Source organism: Lentimicrobium sp. S6 (assembly GCF_013166635.1).
Taxonomy (GTDB): Bacteria; Bacteroidota; Bacteroidia; order Bacteroidales; family UBA12170; genus UBA12170.
On record NZ_JABKBZ010000022.1, the window covers coordinates 22,170 to 43,197 of the forward strand.

Here is a 21,028-nt window from a genome sequence, read left to right on the forward strand (position 1 = left end):
TTATTCTACTTTCTGGTCTACAAATCATAATATCAGGTAAATCACTGATTTATAAAGAATGATAAAAAGTACTATTTTAGCAAACTTATCAAGTTACATACTACAAAATCAATAATTAATTATTTAAAGATGAGAAAAATTACTCTAAGCCTTTTGGCTATTTTGCTTTCTATCCAGTTTATCTCGGCACAAAACCAAAAGGATGAATTTCCTAAATGGGTTCAGATGATGAGTGATGAAAGTGCTAATTTTTATGATGTTCAAGCAGAATTCAATGCTTATTGGGCAGGTAAATCTCCTGCAAAAAGCTCTGGTTGGAAAGTTTTTAAGCGCTGGGAATACATGATGCAATTTCAGATTGATGAGAATGGCAATAGAATTCCTGCAGATCAAGTTTATAAAAGAGTAAATAATTTCAAAAGCCAAAGAACAGTAAAATCCGATGCTAACTGGACTAATATCGGCCCAATAAATCTACCTATAAATACAGGTACTGGACAACCCAATGGAATGGGACGAGTAAATGCTATAGCTTTTCACCCAACTGATGCAGATATTGTTTTCATAGGCGCTCCTCAAGGAGGTTTATGGAAAACTGCAGATGGTGGAAGCACATGGGAAGTTTTAACCGATGACCAACCCACGTTAGGTGTATCAAGCATTATCATCAACCATGACAATGCCGATATTATTCTTATTGGAACTGGTGATAGAGACGCTGGCGATTCTAATGGCATGGGGGTTTTCAAATCTACTGATGGAGGAGAAACTTGGACCGTTTCAAACGATGGTATGGGTAATCGTACTGTTGGAAGAATGATTCAAGATCCTAATGATTCGGACATTATCTTGGCTGCAACTGATGGTGGTGTTTATAAATCTAGTGATATGGGAGCTACTTGGACACAAAGCCAAAGTGGTAATTTTAAAGATATCCTTTTTAAACCAGACAATTCTTCTGTGGTTTATACCATTTCATCAAATAATTTTTATAAAAGTACCGATAATGGTGATAGCTTTACAAATAGTAGTAGTGGACTTCCTGGTGGAAGTAGAGGAGCCATTGCTGTTACTCCTGCCAATCCAGAAGTAGTTTACGTATTGCTTTCTAGTGGAAGTGTTTATGGAAGTACAAGTAAATCAGACGACGCTGGAGATAGCTGGACCGTAAAATCTACAAGTCCAAATATTTTTGATTACAGCTGCGATGGTTCTGGTAGTAATGGTCAAGGTTGGTATGATATGGATATTGCTATTGACCCTAACGATGAGAACTTTGTTTATGTTGGTGGAGTAAATACGTGGGTTTCTAGTAATAGTGGAAGTAACTGGTCTATCAATTCACATTGGTATGGTGGATGTGGTGTTCCTTCTGTTCATGCCGACATGCACGTTTATGAAATCAACCCATTAAACAACAGACTTTATAATGGTAATGATGGTGGACTTTATTATACAGATAACCAAGGTGATTCTTGGCCTCAAATTAGTAGTGGTTTAGCTATTTCTCAAATTTACAAGATAGGCTCTAGTGCTACTGTTAAAGATTTAGTGATCAATGGCTACCAAGATAATGGAACAGCAACTTTCACGTCTGATGGTTGGAAGACAGTAATGGGTGGCGATGGTATGGATTGTGCCATCGACCCAGTTGATCCAACTTATTCTTATGGTGAGTATTATTATGGTGCTATTGATAGAATTAAGAACAATAGTCAAAATCAAGGTAATATTGTAGGTGGAATTAGCGAAGAAGGAGCTTGGGTAACACCATTTCTTATTTCTTATGCCGATGCCAATACTATGTTTGTTGGTATGAAGGGTGTTTGGAGAACTAATAATGTAAAAGCAAATTCTACCAGCCAAGTTCAGTGGACAAAAATCACTGACTTTAGTGGTTCTAATTGTAGTATGCTCGAACAAAGTGACGCCAATCCTGATATCCTTTGGGTAGGAAAAGGAAGCTCCATGTATATGACCCTTAATGCTAACGATGAAGCCCCTACTTGGAACATTGTAACCAATATGCCAGGAAGTGGTGATATTAGATCTATTGCTACAAATCCAAATAATGAGGATGATGTATATATGGCTAGAGGAAACGGGATTTATTATTCTAACAATCTTTGCGAAACTTGGACAGATATTTCTGGTAGCTTACCAAGCATAGCTATGAATAGTATTGTATTTTACAAGAATAGTGGTGATGGTTTATATGTTGGAGCCAATGCTGGTATCTATTACAAGGATTCAAACCTAGATGATTGGGTGCTTTATAATGATGGTTTCCCATTATCTTCTAGAATTACAGAATTAGAAATTTATTATGATGCCGCCAACCCTTCTCAAGACCTACTCAGAGCCAGTACTTATGGCCGTGGGCTTTGGGAAACCCCAATGTTCCAAGGCGTTTTAACTGCTAATTTCAGCGCTGACCAAACAAACATTCCTTCTGGTTGTACTGTTCAATTCTCAGACTTATCTATTGGAGTTCCAACTTCTTGGAACTGGACATTCGAGGGAGGAACACCAGCTACTTCTACAGAACAAAATCCTATTGTAGCTTATGAAAACAATGGAGAATTTGATGTAACACTTGAAGTAACAAATGTAAATGGAAGCGAAAGCATTACCGAGGAAAACTATATCTCAGTAGTAGCAGGATTAACTCCTGAAGTTCATTTTTCAGCCAGTCAACAAGGTTTTTGCGAAGGTGATGATATGATCGTGGAATTTACTGATGAGTCACTATATTGCCCTACAGCTTGGACTTGGACTTTTAATCCTTCATCTGTTAATTTCTTAGAAGGTACCGATGCCAATTCTCAAAATCCTAAATTAGAATTTACAGCTAATGGTTCTTACGATGTAAGTTTAGAAGTACTTAATAGTAATGGGAGTTCTACAAGCACTGAACTTGCCTATATTCAGTCAGGAGGCTCTGCTATTCCTTTCTTTGAAGATTTCGAAGGAGAAGACCCTCTATCTAGAGGTTGGATTATTGAAAATGAAGATGACGGTATCACTTGGAAAGATTATAATGTAGCAGGAACAGAAGGTTCCAAAGCGATGGGAATCAATTTCCATGATTATGTAAACTTTGGAGCCAGAGATAGATTAATTACCCCTGCTCTTTCATTACCAGCAAACTTTATAGATATTACTTTCAAACATGCCTATACACAATATTATTCTGCTTATACCGACTCACTTATTGTTTTAATTTCTACAGATTGTGGTGAAAATTGGACAAGAATATTTGAAAAAGGAGAAGATGGAAATGGCACATTCGCCACTCATGAATTAACTACCGATGCCTTTGTTCCAGCTGAAAGTACAGATTGGTGTGGTTCAGGTTGGGGTAGCGAATGTTACTCTATCGACATTAGCGAGTATGGAGGAATGAATAATGTGAAAATTGCCTTTGAATCTTATAATATGAGGGGTAATTATCTTTATATTGATGATATCATGATAGATTTTTATGCTGGAATTGACAATACACAAATAAATGAGAATTTATTAAGCATTTTCCCTAACCCAAGTAATGGTGAATTTTCTATCAATCTTATTCAAAATATGAAAGATGCACAGATTGAAATTTATGATCAATTAGGTCAACAAGTATTCTTCCTTGCCAAAACAGACATCACTAAAGCTGAAGAATTTAGAATCAAGCTCGAAGGTGTTTCTACTGGTGTCTACTTAATGAAAATTAGTAATGAAGAATTAAGCATTCAAGATAAAATTATTGTGGAATAACATAAATCTATCAATAAACAAAAAGAGGAGGGTTTCGTAAATGAAACCCTCCTCTTTTGTATTTTACAACATGAATTATTTAAGATTAATCCAAGGTTTACCAGTTTTTAAAATTTCTTTTCCAGCAACATCATTAATAACAATTGCCGCCATCATATACCAAGCACCTAGAGCACAAAGTATCAATTCGTAACCCGCTACAACATTCAATATTGGCAAGCCAAAGTGCCCTAGATCTAAAAGAACGAACCCTATGAGGAGCAATGTAAAAGTAAAGGCCATTGCAAAATGGACAAACCAAGAGGCAACCCATAAAATCGCCACCAATAAAGTCCAAACTACCAAATAATAACCTACATCAGTAGTAGATGAAGCATAGACACCAAAATGGTTTGACATCCAAATAAAACCTAAACCAATCCAGAAAGCACCGAAACTAACAAATGCTACATACCCAAAGTTGTTTCCCATTTTCTGTTCCATAAAACCAGCTATCATTTGAGCTAGACCACCAAAAACAAATCCCATGGCTACCACTGGCCCTAGACCACATAGTCCAATATTATGCAATTGTAACAAAAGTGTAGTTAAACCAAAGCCTGCTAAACCAATCACTGCTGGGTTAGCCAATTTTCCATTATTCATACTATAATTTTTAGTCATTTTTTCAGCTGGCGAAAATAGGTTTAAACTACAGTGAAACTACTATAAACACTAGTTTATACTCATTCTTTTTAAGTAATGATGGCCAAGAGCTAAGTCACTAAAAACCATAAAAAAAAAGGGTTACCCGAAATGGATAACCCTGATATATTTTTCAATAAAACAACTATTCTACAGTAACTTCTACTTCATCACTTTGCCATAAACCGTGTTTTGTACAGTAAGCATGAGCAATTAACTTCATTCCTTTTTGAGGAACAATATAGAAATCCACCTCTAAATTTGAAGGGGCAGAACCTTGCGCTCCAGCAGTAAAAGTGGCCTGAGCTAACTGAGTTTCTTTATTCCATAATTGAACATACTGGATATAATGATCAAAATCATCTGGATGTTTATACTCATCACCAACTTTAACCTTTACTTTAAATTTTTCGCCAACAACAGCTTTGTCATCACAATAAACAAAAGCAGAATGTCTATCGATATAATCTTTTTTAGCTTCTCTTTCAATCTGAGAAATGTCTTCGTACTTGTTAATTTTCATCAGTTTATTTTTTTATTAAATATTATATTCTGCTTACAAATTTAAAGAATCCCACTTAAGAAAACAAGAAATGAAATACCTAAATAAGCAACTACAAAAACTATATCCCTTAGAATGTTTAATTTAGAGTCAAAGTTAAGATTTTGATTAACAATTTTTAGGAGTTTTTAATTTTAATTTTTAAGTCTTAAGCATATCTCCTGGAGCAAAAAAGATAAACCCTTCCGTTTTTTTTACAATCTTTAGAATATCTAGAACATTTGGTGTAATTCCTCCTGTAGAACCATGATCAACAGCAACACTTCCTCCTAATTTCATCATCAATGCGATGGCCAACTCATTTAACTTCTTACTCCTTCTTCCAATGTTTAAAATACTATAAAGCATGGTTTCTTTGGCTCTATTGGGAGCGTTCTCAATATCCTCCCCTATCTTGTCTAAATATTTGCTAAAGACTTCATCCTTCATAAATCCATTTTCTTTAGCTAACATGAATATGATGGAATAAGCATGTCGAAGCGTATATTCATCACTACTATGAATCCATTTATTAGCCAATTGCAAACTACCTTTAAATGGGGCCAGAATATTCCCAATGAAAGCATCGCTTAAAAGGTAGAAATCAATATCTGTATTCCATTTTTCCAATAATTCACCTGTAAGCTTCTCTTCTTCTGCCAACATGGTAGCCAATATCTGAACCTCTGGAATTTGAGTATCCCAAAGTTTAAGGGCATATTTATGATTTTTCCCTAACTCTTTTTTATAATGTTGTAAATAAGTATATTTAAGACCTATTACTTTCTCACTTCCTCCATTCTTTATATATTCTTTCCTCAAGCTTTCAGATGCTAAACCCTTTAGTTCTTCTATAAACTCTGAAATAGTCATAATCTTGTTTTTGTTTCATGCAAAGGTATATGTTTTTCAGTGCTCAGAGGCAACTATTTTAGTTAAATGCTGGTCTAGAAAGTAAATCTCCCATTTCACAATTATTTTGAATGAATCAATATGAGCATTATTTTCCTATTGCACAACAGCAAAGAAAATAGTATTCAGCATATTACTTAAAAATAAAATCCCTTTATTTAGGGCATATTTTTTTGTATTATTGCCACCTAAAAATAGTTATTTAGAGCTAGTCTCCTAAGCTGTTTTAGAATGAATAACAAATAGATAAAATTAATTTAATTAAACATACTATGAATCGTAATTTATTATTTCTGTTACTATTTGCGGTAAGTCCTTTTTTTGTTCTTGCACAAGTAGATGAGACTAAACCCTTTGAGGTTGCCAAAAATGTTGGCTATGCTAAATCAGAGCCATTATCTGAATTAGCAGCTAGATTAAGCCCTGATAAAATTGATGCTATTCCTGTTGAAAAGGAAAATAAGAATAAGCTTGATGTTGTTAAATGGCCTGATACAGATTTCTCTAGAGAAACTGAGAATGTACAATCAAAAATGGGACAAAGAATAAGCCGCGGTCCTGGTGTTGGATTTAATGGTCAAGGCCCAACTGGCTCTTACCCCCCTGATACCGATGGCGATGTGAGTGATGAACATTTCATTCAGGTAGTAAATTCAAAATATAACGTGTACACTAAAGATGGTACTAAGGTTTTAGGCCCATTAAATTTAAGTACACTTTGGCAGAGTCTACCTGGCCCTTGGCAAGGTGCCAACCACGGTGACCCTATTGTATTATGGGATGAGGATGCTGGAAGATGGATGATTACTCAATTTTATGTTCCTAATTCAGGAAATAATTATGAATTATTCGCTATTTCAGAAACTAGTGATCCTCTTGGAGCTTATCATTTATATGCTTTCTCTTTTGGAACTACCATGAATGACTATCCAAAACTTGGAGTTTGGAGAGATGGTTATTATGCTACTTATAATATGTTCCAGAATGGAAGTCACACGGGTTCTAGAATCACTGTTGTTGATAGAGACAAAATGCTAGTAGGAGATCCTGATGCTGAAATGATTTCATTTCATAAAAATGGATTCTATTCAACTATGCCAGCCGATATCGATGGCGAAGCTCTACCTTTAGAAACTGACGACTGTCCAGTTATGTTTATTACTAATGCAAAAACAATCCAATTATATGGTTTTCATACTGATTGGGAAAATACCTCTAACTCTTATCTTAACCTCATGGTTACTTTAGTACCTACATATTTTAGTGAGTACAATCAAAATATTCCTCAGCCTAATGGTCAAGGACTTAATTCTCTTGCCGGAATGATTATGAATCGTTTAGCATATAGAAAATTTGATACTTATGCTTCCATGGTAACCAACCATACTGTTCATGCCAACGGAAAATGTGGTGTAAGATGGTATGAATTTAGAAAAGACGACGACGGTGGAAACTGGACTTTATACCAAGAAGGTACTTACGCTCCAGATAGTGATGTTTATCGTTGGATGGGCTCTGCAGCAATTAATGGTAGAGGAGATATCTCCATTGCTTATTCTGTTGCTAATAATACTGATGTTCACCCTTCTATTAGATATACCGGTCGTTTAGCTGCTGATCCACTAGGAGAAATGACTATACAAGAAGTTGAACTTAAAACTGGAACCACTTCTCAAAGTAATTTCGAAAGATGGGGAGATTATTCTTGTCTTAACGTTGACCCTGCTGATGATACTACATTCTGGTTTACTACAGAGTATAATGGTTGGAGAACATGGATTTCTTCTTATGATTTAGGTGGAATATCTGGGCCAAGTGTTAATGCTGGCGAAGACGCTTATATCTGCACAAATGACCAATTTATGACAAGTGCGTCTGGTTCTGGTATTTTAACTATGGAATGGACTACTGATGGTGATGGTTTCTTCTCTCCTGCAAATGGTTTTGAAGTTACTTATATTAGAGGAAACCAAGATGTAGCAAACGGAGGATGTACATTAACTCTTACTGCTACTGGTTTTGATGGTGTTACAACTTCAAGTGATGACATGGTATTAAGCATTGTTCCTACTGCAAATGCTGGTTCTGATGCTACAATTTGGGATACTGAATCTTTCACATGTGAAGGTTCTGGAACGACAATAGGAACCATCGAATGGACAACAAGTGGTGATGGAACCTTCAGCGATGCTGGTATCATGACTCCTATCTATACTCCTGGTGAAACAGATCTAGCTAATGGCTATGCTACCTTAACTCTTACAACAGCAGTTACTGAACCTTGCGTTGCTGAGAAAGATGACAGTATGCTATTAACTATCCAAACCGTAGGTATTAATGATTTAGAAGCTTCAAACAAACTCTCTATCTACCCTAACCCGACTAATGATATCTTTACTTTAAACGTTGATGGTTTAACTAGTGGTGAAGAATTCACCTATATGGTTTTCACCAGCTATGGTAAAGAAGTATATCGTCAGATTGCTACAGCTAAAGCTGATACTTATGAAAGAGTTATTGATATGTCTGACTTTGTTGCAGGTATTTACTTTGTAAGTGTTCAAACTGAAAACGGAAACACTACAATGAAAGTGGTTAAGAAATAATCTTTCATTTTAGATATACTAAAAGCCCGCTAAATTTAATTTAGCGGGCTTTTTATTTAATAAATTCCCAATTATCAACTTTATAGGCTATTTTTTGTATCATTGCTAAAATTTCAGGAGAAATAATGAATAGTTTAAACTTTTCATTATCATAAATACATCGCCATTTTTAAAAAACACTTCTATGAAACAGACCTACATACTTATCGTTTTTGCTTTACTATTTGCTAGTGCTAATGCTCAAATAAATCATGTAAAAACAAAAACTTCTAAAGCTATAGCTTTTGTTAAAACCAAGCCCTTATCAGAATTAACAGCCCTATTAAGCCCCGACAAAGCAGAATCTATCAAACCTGAAAAAGAAGTCAAAAATTTCCTAAATATTCAAAAATGGGAAAACACAGATAAATCTGCAAGACCAGGCCAAGTGCAAACTAAAAATGGAACAGAAGTAAGCAGAGGTCCAATAACTGGCTTCAATGGCCAAGGTGGCACTGGATTTGTTCCACCAGACACTGATGGTGATGTGAGTAATGAACATTTTGTACAGATGGTGAACTCAAAATATAATGTATACCTTAAAGATGGAACCAAATTACTAGGCCCACTCGATTTGGGAACCCTTTGGGGACAATTACCTGGCGGCCCTTGGGGTAATTCTGGCGACCCAATAGTTCTTTATGATGAGGAAGCTGACAGGTGGATACTCACTCAATTTGCTCCTAAAAACAATTACTCTGAAAACTATGAACTATTTGCTGTTTCGGAAACAAGCGACCCTACTGGAGCTTATTATTTATATGCCTTTGAATTCGGAACCATATTTAATGACTACCCAAAAATGGGTGTTTGGTATGATGGTTATTATGCCACTTATAATATGTTCCAAAGAGAGGATGATAGCTTCTATTTTGTTGGAGCAGCGCTTACCGTAGTTGAAAGGGAGAAAATGCTTATTGGTGATCCCGATGCACAAATGATCACCACACCTGGATATAGCAATGGATATATTCCAGGTTATTATTCAACCATGCCAGCAGATATTGATGGAGAGAACTATCCTGAAGAAGGCTCCCCCTGCCCTATCATGTATATTAATGATGAACAGGAAATTGAAATCTGGAACTTACTTGCCGATTGGGATAACCCTTCAAATTCTACCTTAATAAAACAAACACCCAATATTATAGTATCTAGTTTTACTGAAACACCAAGTGCAAACGATGATGGTTTCATTAGCCAACCAAATACCGAGCAAAAACTTGACGGTCTAGGAAGGATGATCATGAATAGACTGGCTTACCGAAAGTTTACTGATTACGAAACCATGGTTGTGAATCATTCTGTACTAGCACAACCAGAAGGAGGAGGTCCTTTTGACAGAAGTGGTATTAGGTGGTATGAGTTCAGAAAGACTAACGAGAATTGGGAATTATACCAAGAAGGTACTTATGCACCTGATGATGGAATTAATCGCTGGATGGGCTCCATTGCCATGAATGCAAACGGAGATATAGCTATAGGATATTCTGTGGTGAATGGAGAAGATATTTATCCTTCCATTAGATATTCAGGAAGAAGAACTAACGATCCTTTAGGTGAAATGACCATTGAAGAAATTGAAGTAAAATCAGGCACTTATGGACAAAACCACTACAGATGGGGCGATTATTCTTGTATGAATGTAGATCCTGCAAACGATACTTCATTTTGGTATACCACAGAATATAATGGCTGGAGCACGTGGATTGCTGAATTTGACTTTAGCCCGATTATTAGCGCTACAGTTGAAGCTGGTGAAGATGGATACATATGTACTAATAATCAGTTTCAAACCAATGCTAGTGGAACTAGTGTATTATCGGTACTGTGGACTACCGATGGAGATGGTGTATTCTCGCCACATAATCAGTTTAATACTACTTATATTAGAGGAAATGAAGATATTGCCACAGGAGGTGCAACACTAACTCTAACTGCCACCGGCTTCGATGGTATTGAAGTTTCCGACCATTTATATTTAAATATAGTACCTTATATTAATGCGGGAGAGGATGCTAATATTATTGATTCCGAAGCCTTTCAATTAGAAGCTGTTGGAACAGAGACAGGTAGCGTTCAGTGGACAACGAGTGGTGATGGGAGTTTTAGTAATTCCAACATCATGACACCTATCTACAATCCTGGTTCTCAAGACATCTCAAGTGGACAAGTAACATTAAGTGTTGAAGTTGCCATCACTGAACCTTGTATTGACAATAAAAGTGATGAAATGACTTTGAATATTACCACTGTTGGAGTTGAAGAAAGGAGTAATACTAGCAACTTAAGTATCTACCCTAATCCAACCAATGATATTTTCACATTAAATATTGATGGTTTATCTTATGGTGAAGAATTTACTTATATGCTTTATACCAGTTATGGGAAAGAGATCTTTCGTGAAATCGCCAAGGCTAAAACTAGTTCCTATTCTAAGTCGATAGATATGAAGAACTTCATCTCAGGTATTTACTTTGTAAATGTTCAAACAGAAAAAGGAAATTCTACTATGAAAGTTGTGAAGAAATAAGTGCTATGCAAATATATAAAAGCCCGCTAAAATAAATTTAGCGGGCTTTTTCATTTATTTAAAAATAAGTATTCAATTACAAATTAGACACCATTTTATCGATATCTTCTTCTGTAGTATCCCAGCTACACATGATTCTATATTCCGAAGCTCTTAGGTCCCAAGGATAGAAAAAACCCGACTTTAGTAATTTTTTAGCAGTGTCATCTGGCATCACAGCCCAGACACCATTGGACTGAACTTCTTGAGTGATTCTTATTTGTGGAAAAGCATCTAATTTTTGAGCAAGAATCTGAGCCATAGCATTGGAATGCTCAGCATTGGTTTTCCACAGATCATTCTCAAGTAATGCCAAAAACTGAGCCGCTACATAACGCATTTTACTGGCCAAGTGCATGCCTTGCTTTCGGTAAAGCTCCACATGTTCTCCCAATTGAGGATTCAAGAAAACAACTGCCTCTCCAAACATTAAACCATTCTTTGTTCCTCCAAAAGAAAGCACATCTACACCAGCATCTGTAATCATTTCTTTAAAACTCAATCCAAGACTTGCTGCAGCATTAGAAATTCTAGCACCATCCACATGTAGATATAAATCATTATCATGTGCCAACTGTGCTAAAGCTTTAATTTCTTCCACAGAATAAACTGTTCCCATCTCTGTAGATTGTGTAATGCTGATAACTGCAGGAATGCTTTGATGTGGAATTCTATCGGCTTTCACGTAATCTTTAATCTGCTCTGGATGTAGTTTTCCATCAGCAGAAGGAATAGCAATTAATTTAACACCCGCATGTTTTTCTATGGCTCCACACTCGTCAACATGAATATGAGCATGTTCACTGCAAATCACACTATTAAAGGAATGGCATATACTATCTAGGGCTATAATATTAGCAGCAGTACCATTATAAACGAAATATGTTCTAGTATCAGCCCCAAAAATCTCTTTAAATCTCAAGTCTGCCTTTTTGGTGAAATCATCATCACCATAAGCTGTCTGATGGCCAGTATTGGCTTTGATTAAGGCTTCCATTATTTGAGGATGAACTCCAGCCCAATTATCGCTTGCAAATGCTTTCATAATATCATATTTTTTTGGCAAAATTAAGAAATTACAGTGGATATAAAACAGATAATCAACTAATCTAAATATAAATACGGTTCCAACTTTAGGTATAAAGAATCAGGAAAACAATTAGAATCTTTCAATTGATATAGAGCCGAGAACTTACCCAGTTGTTTTCTCATATTCACAATATACTTTGTAGTTTCATAATCAATATATGGGTGCCTAAGAATGCTTTTAAATTCGGCCGTATTTAATGGAATTTGTTTAATGATAATCGTATCTAATTTTAACCCCAAAATCATCTTAGCATACTTCTCATCATCCATTTTATAAAGCTCTTTTAACTGCTCCATCCTAAGGTAACCACCTAAACGATTTCGATATTCCACTATGGCACCTGCATAGAATGGGCCAATTCCTGTTACCTCGATCAATTGAATGGAATCAGCAGTATTTATATCCACTAGAGGAGCTTTCATGAGGGGTTTGGCGATCACCAACTTGTCCAACTTCTTTATCTCTAATTCCTTTTCCTTTTTGGGTTCTGGAAGTTCAATTCTGATATAAGGTTCTAATTGTTTAAAAACAGATTCCTCCATTCCATATATTTTTGATAAATCATTTTTACTTTTAAAAAAACCTCCTTTATCTCTATACTTCATCACATTTCTCACTACATATTCTGATAAACCCATTTTAAGCAATTGCGCTGAGCTTACTTGATTGGGATCAAAAAAGGACAAATTAACAAGTGCTATTTTTTCTGGAGGATTCTTAAAATTTGAACTTTTGGGATTATATTTTGATTTTTCTTTTTCAGCCTCAAATTTTACAGTATTCAGTTGATTGAGAAAAGGAGTATTATGAGATAAATGAGCTGGAGCTTTTGTTAAATATTTCGGGCCAAAGTGATTAATACTCAGGCTGACAAGAAATATAATACTCAAAACGAGCACACCTCTTTCTTGTCGTTTATTGAAATTAAAATAGTCCTTGATAAATTTCATCTACACCAAAGTTAAGAACTTATGGAGCAAACTACTGAGTAAATGAGCAAGCTTTGCCAGTGATTTAACCAACGTGGTGTTTTAAAGAAAAAACGTTTAAAATATTTACAATGGGGCATAAAAAAAGCCCGGATTCACATCCGAGCTTTAATATGTAAATCAATGGTTGGATTATTTTCCTTCCATTTGAGATTTTAATTTTGCTAATTCGCTACTTGCGATATCACCAAGTGTTGTAGCTTCGTTGCTATCGTTATTACGTTTAACAGCGTTGCTTTGTCCTCCACCACCTTCACGTCTTGGAGCAGAAGTCTTTTTGTCTTCAGCTTTCCAAGTGTTAATGTGAGAAAGAATGATTTTCTTATTCTCTTTAGAGAATTCGATAACTAAGAAATCTAATGCTTCATCAACAGAAACTTTAGTATTATCTTCTTTCTTTAGGTGACGATTTGGAACGAATCCTTCAACACCATAAGGTAAAGATACAACAGCACCTTTATCATTAACAGTAAGAACAGTTCCTTTATGAGTAGAATTCATTGCAAAAACAGTTTCGAATACATCCCAAGGATTTTCTTCTAATTGTTTATGACCTAATGATAATCTTCTGTTTTCCTCATCTACTTCTAATACTACAACATCTAAAGAATCACCAATCTTAGTGAATTCAGCAGGATGCTTGATTTTCTTAGACCAGCTTAAGTCAGAGATATGGATTAAACCATCAACTCCTTCTTCTAGTTCTACGAAGATACCGAAGTTAGTGAAGTTTCTAACTGTAGCTTTATGCTTAGAGCTCACAGGATATTTAGTAGCGATATCTGCCCATGGATCTGGAATCAATTGCTTCATTCCAAGAGACATTTTACGCTCTTCACGGTCAAGAGTTAAGATTACAGCTTCTACTTCATCACCAACTTTCACAAAGTCGTGTGCAGTTCTAAGATGCTGTGACCAGCTCATTTCTGATACGTGAATCAAACCTTCAACACCTGGCTGAATTTCGATAAATGCACCATAATCAGCAATAACAACTACTTTACCTTTAACTTTATCATTTACAGCAAGTTTCTCATCGAGAGAATCCCATGGGTGAGAAGTTAATTGTTTAAGACCAAGGGCAATACGTTTTTTGTTTTCGTCGAAATCAAGGATAACCACATTGATTTTCTCGTCCAACTTAACGATTTCCTCTGGGTGAGAAATACGTCCCCAGCTAAGGTCAGTAATATGGATTAAACCATCAACACCACCTAAATCAATGAATACACCGTAAGAAGTAATATTCTTAACGATACCTTCAAGAACTTGACCTTTTTCAAGTCTAGCGATGATTTCAGCTTTTTGTGCTTCTAATTCGTCTTCGATAAGTGCTTTATGAGAAACTACAACATTCTTGAATTCATGGTTGATCTTAACCACTTTGAATTCCATGTTCTTTCCAACATAAATATCGTAATCACGGATTGGCTTCACATCAATTTGAGAACCTGGCAAGAATGACTCAATACCAAATACATCAACAATTAAACCACCTTTTGTACGGCTTTTCACGAAACCAGTAATAACTTCATCATTATCGTGGGCTGCGTTAACGCGATCCCAAGACTGAAGAATTCTAGCTTTTTTGTGAGATAATTGTAATTGACCTTTAAGGTTTTCTTGGTTCTCAACGTAAACGTCGATTTTATCACCAATCTTAATATCTGGGTTATATCTTACTTCAGAAGCAGCGATAAGACCATCAGATTTATAACCAATATTCACAACAACTTCGCGAGAATTGATAGCTACAACAGAACCTTCAATAACCTCATGCTCAGTAATTGATTTTAATGTTTGACCATATAAATCTTCCAATTTATTACGATCATCAGATGAATAAACCTCTTGTTTTTTACCAATAGCATCCCAATTAAAATCTTCTTCAAGTGCAGGCTTGGCTTTCTTTTCAGCTTTCTTCACCACTTTTTCTTCAGCAACTACCTCAGTTGCTTTTACTTCTTGTACCTCAGGAGCAGCTTGCTCTTCAGTATTTTTAATGTCTTCGCTCATATATTGAACTAAATTGTCAAAAGACAAAAATTTGCGATTTCTATTTTGCCCCATTCATTTCAAAATTCGAAATCAGGTTAAAAATCAATTATTTACACTTTTTCGAATGGGGCTGCAAATTTACAATAATAAATAGGAATAAGCAAGTTATTTCTAATGAAAATTATGCTGTCTCTCAAAGCTTTGAGAACAAATTATAGAACCTCGGCTACTGTAAAGGTTGAGCCGCCAATAAAAACTAAATCTTCGGCAGTAGCCTGCTTTAAAGCAGCTTGACAGGCTTTTGCTACAGAATAATAAGATTTACCCAAAAGACCTAGTTCCTCGGCTTGTTTTTGCAAGGACTCTACGGCTAAGCCGCGGGGAATATCTGCTTTACAAAAATAATACTGTGCAGTTTTAGGGAAGTATTTTAATATTTCCTGTAGGTTTTTATCATCCACAACACTGATTACCATATGAAGGTTTCTGTATTTCTCAAGGGATAATTGCTCCATCACCAAAGACAAACCCGCCTCATTATGAGCTGTATCTGCTATTACTTTGGGTTCCTTACCTATAATCTGCCAACGACCAGTGAAATTGGTATTCACTAAAACATTCTCAAAACCTAATTTAATATGTTCTAAACTCATCCCTGCTTGTCGACATGCTGCAAAAGCCGTAATGATATTCTTCTTTTGATAATTACCAAAAAGTGGAATACTCAAACTACCTAATACCATTTGATTATTTTTGAGGATGCTATATTGATCTGCTGACTTTTCTATTTGATAAACCTCATCTGCTAAAATCATTGGAGCAGAAAGTTCATTCGCTCTTTCTTGAAATACATTAAAAGTTTCTGGATGAAACTCTCCAATAATAAGTGGAACTTCTTTTTTGATGATTCCTGCTTTTTCACCAGCAATTTTCCCAATAGTATCTCCTAAAAACTGAGTATGGTCTAGCGCAATATTTGTAATCACAGAAAGTTCAGGATTTACAATATTAGTACTATCAAGCCTTCCTCCCATTCCAGTTTCCAAAATAGCAATATCTACTTTTTGATCAGCAAAGTATTTAAAAGCCATTCCCACTGTCATTTCGAAAAAGCTAGGCTGAATTTCTTCAAACTTCTTTTGCCTTCCCTCAATGAAATCTAGCACTTTAGCTTCTGGAATCATTTCACCATTGATTCGAATTCTTTCTCTAAAGTCTTTAAGATGCGGTGAAGTATATAATCCAGTCTTATAACCCGCTTCTTGAAAAACTGAAGCGATTAAATGGGAGGTAGACCCTTTTCCATTGGTTCCGGCAATATGAATAGATTTGAATTTATTCTGAGGATTATCCAACACCTCCATAATAGCATAGGTATTGTCGAGGTTGGCTTTATATGCTGCCTTTCCCATTCTTTGAAATATAGGCAATTGGGCATACATCCATTTTAAACATTCTTTGTAATTCATTAGTATAATAATTTAAATGCTTGCCCTAAATGTTCTATAATATCGCTGGCGATCAAACTCTCAAAACCTAATTTCTCAGCAGCCAAATCCCCTGCTAAACCATGAAGGAATACAGCTAATAAGCTAGCTTCTAAGGAAGAATATTTCTGTGCCATCAGCGCTGCAATCATACCTGTTAAAACATCTCCAGAACCACCAGTTGCCATTCCTGGATTTCCAGTAGAATTGAAATAAACATTAGAAGTGGGTGTAAAAACCATGGTGTGCGCCCCTTTTAATATCAAGTATACACTATATTTTTTGCTAAAAGCTTTTGCTTTTTCCATGCGCTCAAAACTATGCTTGGAATTCCCTAATAAGCGGTCGAATTCCTTTATATGAGGAGTCAAAACAGATTGAGCTGGAATAAAGCTAAGCCAAGTCTTGTTATCAGATAAAATATTGATGGCGTCGGCATCAAAAACCATGGGATTCTGCACTTGCTGCAAGAGCATCTTTAATGCCTTGGCGGTTTGTTGACGAGTCCCTAATCCTGGGCCAATAGCAATATTTGAATACTTTGCCAAATCTGGTAGGCTAGTAAATGCTTCCGCACTATCATCGGGACTAGACATCAACTCTGGCATCATATTTTGGGAAAGACCCGATGCTTTGGGATGATGTAATGTGACCAATCCCGCTCCAGATCTCAGAGCCGCTTTTGAGCTTAAAATGGCAGCACCCATTTTTGTATGGTCCCCGGCAATCATTAACAAATGTCCAAAACTGCCTTTATGACTAAATTTGGCTCTTGCTTTTAGAAGCGTAGTTACAAACTCAGCATTAAGATAATAATAAGGCGTTTGAGTTTGATAAATATAATCTGGAAACAAACCAATATCTAATAGATTCCATTGCCCTACATATAATTCATTTTCTGGTAATAGAAAGCTCAACTTGGGAAACTGAAAGCTCAATGTATAATCCGCAAAGAAGACCATGTCTTTTAGGCTTTCCATAGCTTTATCGGCAAACAATCCACTTGGGATATCTATTGCCACTTTTATATGATGGCATTCATTGAGTTTCTTGATGACTTGAGCTGAAAAGCCTTTTAAAGGTTTTGAAAGACCACTTCCGAAAACAGCATCTATAATAATTGTATCAGCAGAAAACTCAGGAAACTCATTTGGCATCTCCTTCCACTCGAATAACTGAATATACTCAATAGACTTTAATCGCTCATAATTAATAGAGAAATCATCAGAAAAACGATCGTTTAAATTCAGCACAAAAACTTTTACTCCGTAGCCATCCTCAGCTAATAACCGGGCAATGACCAATCCATCTCCTCCATTATTTCCTGGCCCACAGAAAATGGCAAACTCTTGATTTATTTGTGCTTTTTGCTTTAACCAGAGCACACATTCTTTAGCCGCTCTTTCCATTAAATCAATAGAAGCAACAGGCTCATGTTCAATCGTGTATTGATCAACCATCCTGATTTGTTCTATTGAAAATATTTTTTGAATCATAAATCTAAATTTAAAGTGATACGAGCCAAATAATCGTAGTGTGCGCCTCTTTGCAATAATTCAGCCTGAAATCCATGGCGTTCAGCTAAATTCTGCAAATTATCGAAGTCGATAAAAAGCCACGGAAAAGGCTTGGATGGGATTCCTTGATATTCCACTTGAAATTCTACTTCTCCATAATAATGGTCGTTAAGATCTATCATAAAAGAACCATCCTCTTCTTCAAACAGATAGATTAAATCGGAGGAGTCAAATATTATTTGCCCGTCCTTGTTAAGAAGTTTTTTGCATTGAGAAAAGAATTTCCCGAAGCCATCGAAGTTTTCGACCAAACCAATTCCATTCATTAAAAACAAGATAGTATCGTATTTTTGGTCATTGAGTTCAAAAAAGTCTTGACAAATAGCATTCTCCACTCCTCTTTCCTCCATAATCTGAACACTCAACTCACTGATATCAATGGCGTGACATTCCAAACCTAATTTCTGTAGTGCTAATGCATGAATACCAGTACCAGCACCCACGTCTAATACTTTTCCTTTGGATAACTGAATGGCTTTTTGCTCCAGCTCAGGCATTTCATCGAAATTCCTAAAAAAATAAGCTGTTTCATATTCCTCATCTTCACTCACACTGGTTCTCACTATCAATGGCACATTATTCTTGTGAAGGTGTTCTTCCATTAATGCTTGCCCCATGATATCGTCCATTGCCTTTACTCTTTTTCCCATAATCACAAAATATCTGGCAAAATTAATAGAATATGAGTTTAAGTTCAGAAAAATTTAAGATAAAAAAAGCCCTTCATAATGAAGAGCTGATTAATCAAAATCAATCCACTAAAACCCAATAATCTTTTCCAGCTTCAGTAGCAATAATTCTCTATCCACAGGTTTTCTAATATAATCTACTGCACCCATTTGTAAACTCTTAAGTTCAAGAGAAGCATCTTGCAATCCTGTCAAGAATATTACAGGAACATCTATTTTTTTCTCCGTCATGTATTTTAATAACTGGAAGCCATCAAAATTAGGCATATTAATATCAGACAATACCACATCTATGTTTCCTTGAGCCAATTCCATCAGAGCGTTTACCCCATCAGAAGCTACCGTCACCCGAATGTTTTTCGTTTCTAAAACAGCAGTTACTACTTTCTGATTTATCTTATCATCCTCCACCAATAAAATATGTGCCGATTGACTATCATAATCGACTCCATGTTCAGGAATCATTAAATCCCAAATATCTTGAAGATAAACATAAGCGAAAGCAGAAGAAGTATCTGAAACTCCATAAGGAATAATCAATTTATCATCGTTTACCATGGCTCCGCAACTGTAAACAACATTGGGCACTCCACCTTCTCGCTCCACTGAATTTGCTTTTAATAATGGCTCCTTTAGACGAGCAATCACTTTTCGTGGGTTTTCGAGATCCAATAACACAGCACCAATTACATATTGACGCATCACTCCTACTCCATATGTTAATAACAACCATCCTTTTTCTGTTTCTATGGGCGAGCCAACATTTCCTACCTGATTACTTTCCCATGCGAATTTAGGCTCGTGAAGTAAGTGTGACTCCTCCCATTTATTGATATCATCGGAGAAAAGGATATAATTATTAATACCATCTAAGCGACTAATCATGACATAATCACCTTTTATCTTTCTAGGGAATAATGCCATTCCTTTCTGATGGGCACCGATTCCGTGCAAGGGCATCATGGTAAAATGGTAGAAATCATAGGTTTCAATCATATGTGGCAAAACCTCTTCCCCATCATTGGCATTATAAGTGGCTATATAACTGACAACTCCAGCATTATTAGTGTATTTTACAAATCTAGCATCCTCTATACCTTGTGATTCCGAAGCCGTATTGGGAAACAAAACTCTTTCGGACAAAGTAGTATCTAATGAAAATGTGGTTTCATAGTTTATTTCTGCTAATGAAAAAAGAAAATCCAAAGCCTGCAAACGCTCGTCACTATCTCTAGATTCTAATTTAGCATCATCAATAATTTGAGTCAGGTGATTATAATCAAACTCTTTGGGAAGAATAGCCTCTATATAATTTTCATGGTCTGAAAAAGCCTCAGATTTTTTTACGGAATCTAGGAAGTGTTTTTTCTCATAGGTTTTACTGCTAATTCTCTCTGGCAAAGCTACAACCCTTCCCATTTCCTCCAATTCTAAACTGCCATCTTTATTTAATATTCCTTCTCTAAATATCAAATTGCTGATACCATCTTCACCAACGCCTCTTAGGCTAATGACAACTCTTTTCTGACCTCTAAGTAAGTCGGTTTGATCAGGAGCTTCCACCATACTAGGGTTACAAATAGATTTTGATTCAATAGACTGTTCTTTGGTGAAATAAGCTCCAATCAACAGCTGCTTGGATTCAGGTAAAGCATCATTAGAAATCCCCAGCTCCTCTATCAAAGGCAAAATGTGATTATAATTAGCTTTAAAAATATTTGAGATATTTATATGCCGATTGGAAAACAAGCGAAGTGTTTGCTGAAGTGTGATACTAGCTTCATTTTCATTCAAACCCAATACACGCTTGATTAGTATTTTTGCTCTCTCTTTTGATTTAGGAAATGAAAATTTAGTGATCACTCTTTTTGGATCTGGCTTAATTTTGGTTTCAAGGCGCTGTACATTTATACTCATAATATTATTTTTCAGAATTGTTCATTAAATGGTTTTTACCAACCCTATTCTATAAAGCTCTTTGACAATCAAAATTGCTCTATTCTAAATAGTTGTTAGTGTTAATCCAAATATAATCAATTAATTCCAAAAAAGAAAATAGAAAATAAAAAGCGATTGAGAAAG

At 35.7% G+C, this 21,028-nt stretch carries 13 protein-coding genes; 3 read left to right on the forward strand and 10 right to left on the reverse strand.

Annotated features, from left to right (window positions below):
• Positions 1-129 precede the first annotated feature (129 nt).
• Positions 130-3,762: a PKD domain-containing protein gene (locus HNS40_RS09315; protein ID WP_172280038.1), complete on the forward strand. Its 3,633-nt coding sequence runs from the start codon at positions 130-132 to the stop codon at positions 3,760-3,762.
• A 75-nt stretch (positions 3,763-3,837) separates the two neighbouring features.
• On the opposite strand, the gene HNS40_RS09320 is transcribed toward HNS40_RS09315, so the two are convergent.
• The 3 genes from HNS40_RS09320 to HNS40_RS09330 form a co-directional block, all read right to left on the reverse strand.
• A complete protein-coding gene (locus tag HNS40_RS09320) occupies positions 3,838-4,407 on the reverse strand; it encodes an acetate uptake transporter (protein ID WP_172280040.1) in 570 nt (189 codons plus the stop codon).
• A gap of 184 nt (positions 4,408-4,591) precedes the next feature.
• Positions 4,592-4,969 (reverse strand): desulfoferrodoxin family protein, encoded by a 378-nt coding sequence (locus HNS40_RS09325; protein WP_216663671.1) that lies wholly within the window; start codon positions 4,967-4,969, stop codon positions 4,592-4,594.
• Between the two features lie 180 nt (positions 4,970-5,149).
• The gene (locus tag HNS40_RS09330; RefSeq protein ID WP_172280042.1) at positions 5,150-5,860 is read right to left on the reverse strand and encodes a DNA alkylation repair protein; all 711 of its coding nucleotides are present in this window, start codon (positions 5,858-5,860) and stop codon (positions 5,150-5,152) included.
• 311 nt (positions 5,861-6,171) lie between these two features.
• Between HNS40_RS09330 and HNS40_RS09335 the strand changes: the two genes are divergently transcribed.
• Positions 6,172-8,505 (forward strand): T9SS type A sorting domain-containing protein, encoded by a 2,334-nt coding sequence (locus tag HNS40_RS09335; RefSeq protein WP_172280044.1) that lies wholly within the window; start codon positions 6,172-6,174, stop codon positions 8,503-8,505.
• Positions 8,506-8,689: 184 nt separating this feature from the next.
• Positions 8,690-11,077, forward strand: coding sequence for a T9SS type A sorting domain-containing protein (locus HNS40_RS09340; protein ID WP_172280046.1), 2,388 nt, complete (start codon positions 8,690-8,692; stop codon positions 11,075-11,077).
• A 76-nt stretch (positions 11,078-11,153) separates the two neighbouring features.
• Here HNS40_RS09340 and HNS40_RS09345 read toward each other — a convergent pair whose 3' ends face one another.
• From HNS40_RS09345 to HNS40_RS09375, 7 genes are all read right to left on the reverse strand, one after another.
• Entirely contained in the window at positions 11,154-12,161 is a 1,008-nt protein-coding gene (locus HNS40_RS09345) for a low specificity L-threonine aldolase (RefSeq protein WP_172280048.1), read from the reverse strand.
• A gap of 59 nt (positions 12,162-12,220) precedes the next feature.
• Positions 12,221-13,156, reverse strand: a complete 936-nt coding sequence (locus HNS40_RS09350; RefSeq protein ID WP_172280050.1) for a helix-hairpin-helix domain-containing protein — start codon at positions 13,154-13,156, stop codon at positions 12,221-12,223.
• Positions 13,157-13,327: 171 nt separating this feature from the next.
• Positions 13,328-15,211, reverse strand: a complete 1,884-nt coding sequence (gene rpsA / locus HNS40_RS09355; protein ID WP_172280052.1) for a 30S ribosomal protein S1 — start codon at positions 15,209-15,211, stop codon at positions 13,328-13,330.
• 194 nt (positions 15,212-15,405) lie between these two features.
• On the reverse strand, positions 15,406-16,662 hold the full coding sequence (locus HNS40_RS09360; protein WP_172280054.1) for a folylpolyglutamate synthase/dihydrofolate synthase family protein: 1,257 nt from the start codon (positions 16,660-16,662) through the stop codon (positions 15,406-15,408).
• Positions 16,662-18,176 carry an NAD(P)H-hydrate dehydratase gene (locus tag HNS40_RS09365; protein ID WP_172280056.1) on the reverse strand — a complete coding sequence of 505 codons (1,515 nt, stop codon included), beginning with the start codon at positions 18,174-18,176 and terminating at the stop codon, positions 16,662-16,664. Before HNS40_RS09365 ends, HNS40_RS09360 begins: the two co-directional genes overlap by 1 nt.
• A complete protein-coding gene (locus HNS40_RS09370; RefSeq protein WP_172280059.1) occupies positions 18,173-18,907 on the reverse strand; it encodes a bifunctional 2-polyprenyl-6-hydroxyphenol methylase/3-demethylubiquinol 3-O-methyltransferase UbiG in 735 nt (244 codons plus the stop codon). The genes HNS40_RS09365 and HNS40_RS09370 overlap by 4 nt, the downstream gene beginning before the upstream one ends.
• 108 nt (positions 18,908-19,015) lie before the next feature.
• Positions 19,016-20,863, reverse strand: a complete 1,848-nt coding sequence (locus tag HNS40_RS09375) for a response regulator (RefSeq protein WP_172280060.1) — start codon at positions 20,861-20,863, stop codon at positions 19,016-19,018.
• Positions 20,864-21,028 lie beyond the last annotated feature (165 nt).

What these genes read in the sequence shown, in the direction of transcription:
- HNS40_RS09365 (WP_172280056.1), bottom strand. Translation starts at nt 18,176, where the DNA reads ATGATTCAAAAAATATTTTCAATAGAACAAATCAGGATGGTTGATCAA.
- HNS40_RS09345 (WP_172280048.1), bottom strand. Translation starts at nt 12,161, where the DNA reads ATGAAAGCATTTGCAAGCGATAATTGGGCTGGAGTTCATCCTCAAATA.
- HNS40_RS09370 (WP_172280059.1), bottom strand. Translation starts at nt 18,907, where the DNA reads ATGGGAAAAAGAGTAAAGGCAATGGACGATATCATGGGGCAAGCATTA.
- HNS40_RS09325 (WP_216663671.1), bottom strand. Translation starts at nt 4,969, where the DNA reads ATGAAAATTAACAAGTACGAAGACATTTCTCAGATTGAAAGAGAAGCT.
- HNS40_RS09340 (WP_172280046.1), top strand. Translation starts at nt 8,690, where the DNA reads ATGAAACAGACCTACATACTTATCGTTTTTGCTTTACTATTTGCTAGT.
- HNS40_RS09320 (WP_172280040.1), bottom strand. Translation starts at nt 4,407, where the DNA reads ATGAATAATGGAAAATTGGCTAACCCAGCAGTGATTGGTTTAGCAGGC.
- HNS40_RS09350 (WP_172280050.1), bottom strand. Translation starts at nt 13,156, where the DNA reads ATGAAATTTATCAAGGACTATTTTAATTTCAATAAACGACAAGAAAGA.
- HNS40_RS09375 (WP_172280060.1), bottom strand. Translation starts at nt 20,863, where the DNA reads ATGAGTATAAATGTACAGCGCCTTGAAACCAAAATTAAGCCAGATCCA.
- HNS40_RS09315 (WP_172280038.1), top strand. Translation starts at nt 130, where the DNA reads ATGAGAAAAATTACTCTAAGCCTTTTGGCTATTTTGCTTTCTATCCAG.
- rpsA (WP_172280052.1), bottom strand. Translation starts at nt 15,211, where the DNA reads ATGAGCGAAGACATTAAAAATACTGAAGAGCAAGCTGCTCCTGAGGTA.
- HNS40_RS09335 (WP_172280044.1), top strand. Translation starts at nt 6,172, where the DNA reads ATGAATCGTAATTTATTATTTCTGTTACTATTTGCGGTAAGTCCTTTT.
- HNS40_RS09330 (WP_172280042.1), bottom strand. Translation starts at nt 5,860, where the DNA reads ATGACTATTTCAGAGTTTATAGAAGAACTAAAGGGTTTAGCATCTGAA.
- HNS40_RS09360 (WP_172280054.1), bottom strand. Translation starts at nt 16,662, where the DNA reads ATGAATTACAAAGAATGTTTAAAATGGATGTATGCCCAATTGCCTATA.